General features: G+C 71.3%; 1 protein-coding gene and 1 pseudogene. Both read left to right on the top strand.

Translation table 11 applies throughout. The features are described 5' to 3' along the window. Positions 1-2860: nitrate reductase subunit alpha (locus AC6CH9_RS20755; protein WP_498156590.1), on the top strand; the 2860-nt coding region annotated here is incomplete at its 5' end. After that, positions 2860-3066 (top strand): annotated as a pseudogene (gene narY, locus AC6CH9_RS20750) (nitrate reductase subunit beta); the annotation flags it as partial. The gene AC6CH9_RS20755 and the pseudogene narY, both read left to right, overlap by 1 nt.

Below are 3066 nucleotides of genomic sequence, written 5' to 3'. Positions count from 1 at the left end.
CGACAACACCAAGTTCGCCGACGAGTGGCTCGCGCCGCACCCCGGCACCGACGGCGCCCTCGCCCAGGCCATGGGGCACGTCATCCTCAGTGAGTTCCACGTGCGCGACCGCGCGCCCCGGTTCCTCGACTACATGGCGCGATACACGGACGCGCCGTACCTCGTGACGCTCGAGCGCCGCGGGGACGCGTACGTGCCGGGGCGCTTCCTCACGGCGGACCGGCTCGCCGGCACGCCCGCCGCCGACCAGGCCGGCACCGCGAACGCGGCGTCGAAGACGGTGATCCTGTCCCGCGCGGGCGACGTCGTCGTCCCCAACGGGTCGCTCGGACACCGCTACGGCGACCCCGGGCGGTGGAACCTCGACCTCGAGGGCGTCGAGCCCGCGCTGTCGGTCGCGGACCTGACGGGCGGCACGTCGGACGCACCGGTCGCCGTCGACCTCCCGCGCTTCGACCTCGCCCCCGAGGAGGGCGCCGAGCACCAGGGCGGCGCGGGCTCGGTGCGGCGCGGCGTGCCGACGCACCGCGTGGGCGAGCACCTCGTGACGACGGTCTACGACCTGCTGCTCGCGCAGTACGGCGTGGACCGCCCCGACCTCGGCCTGCCCGGCGAGTGGCCGACGGGCTACGACGACCCCACGACGCCGGGCACCCCGGCATGGCAGGAGGAGATCACCGGCGTCCCCGCCGTCGCCGCGGCGCGCATCGGGCGCGAGTTCGCGCAGAACGCCCTCGACTCCGACGGCCGGTCGATGATCATCATGGGCGCGGGCACCAACCACTGGTTCCACTCCGACACGATCTACCGCACGTTCCTCGCCCTCGTGACCATGACCGGCTGCCAGGGCGTCAACGGTGGCGGGTGGGCGCACTACGTGGGGCAGGAGAAGGTCCGCCCGATCACGGGCTTCCAGCAGTACGCCAACGCGCTCGACTGGGTCCGCCCTCCGCGCCTCATGATCAGCACGGCGTTCTGGTACCTCGCGACGGACCAGTGGCGCTACGACGGCCTGCCCGCGGACGCGCTCGCGTCCTCGCTCGCCACCGGGAGGTTCTCGGGCCGCACGACGGCGGACACGCTGGTGGAGTCCGTCCGTCGCGGCTGGACGCCGAACTACCCGACGTTCGACCGCAACCCTCTCGACCTGGTGGACGAGGCGGAGGCGGCGGGCAAGGACCCGGTGCGCCACGTCGTCGACCAGCTCTCCTGCGGCGAGCTCGACTACGCGTGCGCCGACCCCGACGACCCGGCGAACTTCCCGCGCGTCCTCACCGTCTGGCGCGCGAACCTGCTCGGGTCGTCGGGCAAGGGCAACGAGTACTTCCTCAAGCACCTGCTCGGGACCGACGCCGCGGTGCGCGCCCCCGAGTCCGGGCCGGACCGCCGACCGCGGGACATCGCGTGGCACGACGAGGCGCCCCGGGGGAAGCTCGACCTGCTCGTCACCGCCGACTTCCGGATGACGTCGACGACGCTGTTCTCCGACGTCGTCCTTCCGGCCGCGACCTGGTACGAGAAGCACGACCTGTCGTCGACCGACATGCACCCGTTCGTGCACTCGTTCAACCCCGCGATCAGCCCCCCGTGGCAGACGCGCACCGACTTCGACATCTTCCACACGATCGCCCGGCGCATCTCGGAGATGTCGGTGACGCACCTGGGCGTGCGCAAGGACGTCGTGGCCGTCCCCCTCGCGCACGACACGCCCGACGCCATGGCCACGCCCCACGGCGAGGTCCTGCCGCAGGGCGAGCTCGTGCCCGGGGTCACCATGTCCAAGCTCGTCGTCGTCGAGCGCGACTACCCGGCGTTCGCCGACCGGCTCGCCGCGCTCGGCCCGCTCACCCAGAAGGCGGGCATGGTCACCAAGGGCGTCGCGTTCGACCCGACGCCGGAGGTCGAGCGGCTCGCCGTCGCGAACGGCGTCGTCCCCGACGGACCGACGGCGGGGCGCCCGCGCCTGGACCGGGACACCCACGTGTGCGAGATGATCCTCGCGCTGTCGGGGACGACGAACGGCCGGCTCGCGGTGCAGGGGTTCAAGGACCTGGAGCGTCACACCGGGCAGCGCCTGGCCGACCTCGCGCGGGACGAGCAGGGCAAGCGCATCACGTTCCCGGACGTGCAGTCGCGCCCGACGGCGGTCATCACCTCTCCCGAGTGGTCCGGCTCCGAGCACGGGGGACGGCGCTACAGCGCGTTCGTCATCAACGTGGAGCGGCTCAAGCCCTGGCACACCCTCACCGGCCGTCAGCACTTCTTCCTCGACCACGACTGGATGACCGAGCTCGGCGAGCAGCTCCCCGTCTACCGGCCGCCGCTCGACATGCACCGCCTGTTCGGCGACTCGCGCGTCGGCGACACGTCCCCCACGGGGGCGCAGGGGTCGGAGGGCTACGCGGAGGTCGCGGTGCGGTACCTGACCCCGCACTCGAAGTGGTCGATCCACTCCGAGTACCAGGACAACCTCTTCATGCTGTCGCTCTCGCGCGGTGGCCCGACGATCTGGATGAGCCCGCAGGACGCGGAGAAGATCGGCGTCGCGGACAACGAGTGGATCGAGTCCTACAACCGCAACGGGGTCGTGGTCGCGCGGGCCGTCGTCTCGCACCGCATGCCCGAGGGGACGGTCTTCATGTACCACGCGAAGGACCGGACCGTGGACGTGCCGCGGTCGGAGACGTCCGGGCTGCGGGGTGGCATCCACAACTCCCTGACCCGCGTGCTGCTCAAGCCCACCCACCTCATCGGCGGCTACGCGCAGCTCTCGTACGGCTTCAACTACATCGGCCCGACGGGCAACCAGCGTGACGAGGTCACGGTGATCCGTCGTCGTTCTCAGGAGGTGACCTACTGATGAAGGTCATGGCGCAGATGTCGATGGTGATGAACCTGGACAAGTGCATCGGGTGTCACACGTGCTCGGTCACGTGCAAGCAGGCCTGGACCAACCGCACGGGCGTGGAGTACGTGTGGTTCAACAACGTCGAGACCCGCCCCGGCCTGGGCTACCCCCGCACCTACCAGGACCAGGAACGCTGGCAGGGCGGCTGGGTCCGCACC

Source organism: Cellulosimicrobium sp. GQ32, from assembly GCF_059758455.1.
This window is presented reverse-complemented; position numbering and strand designations above follow the sequence as displayed.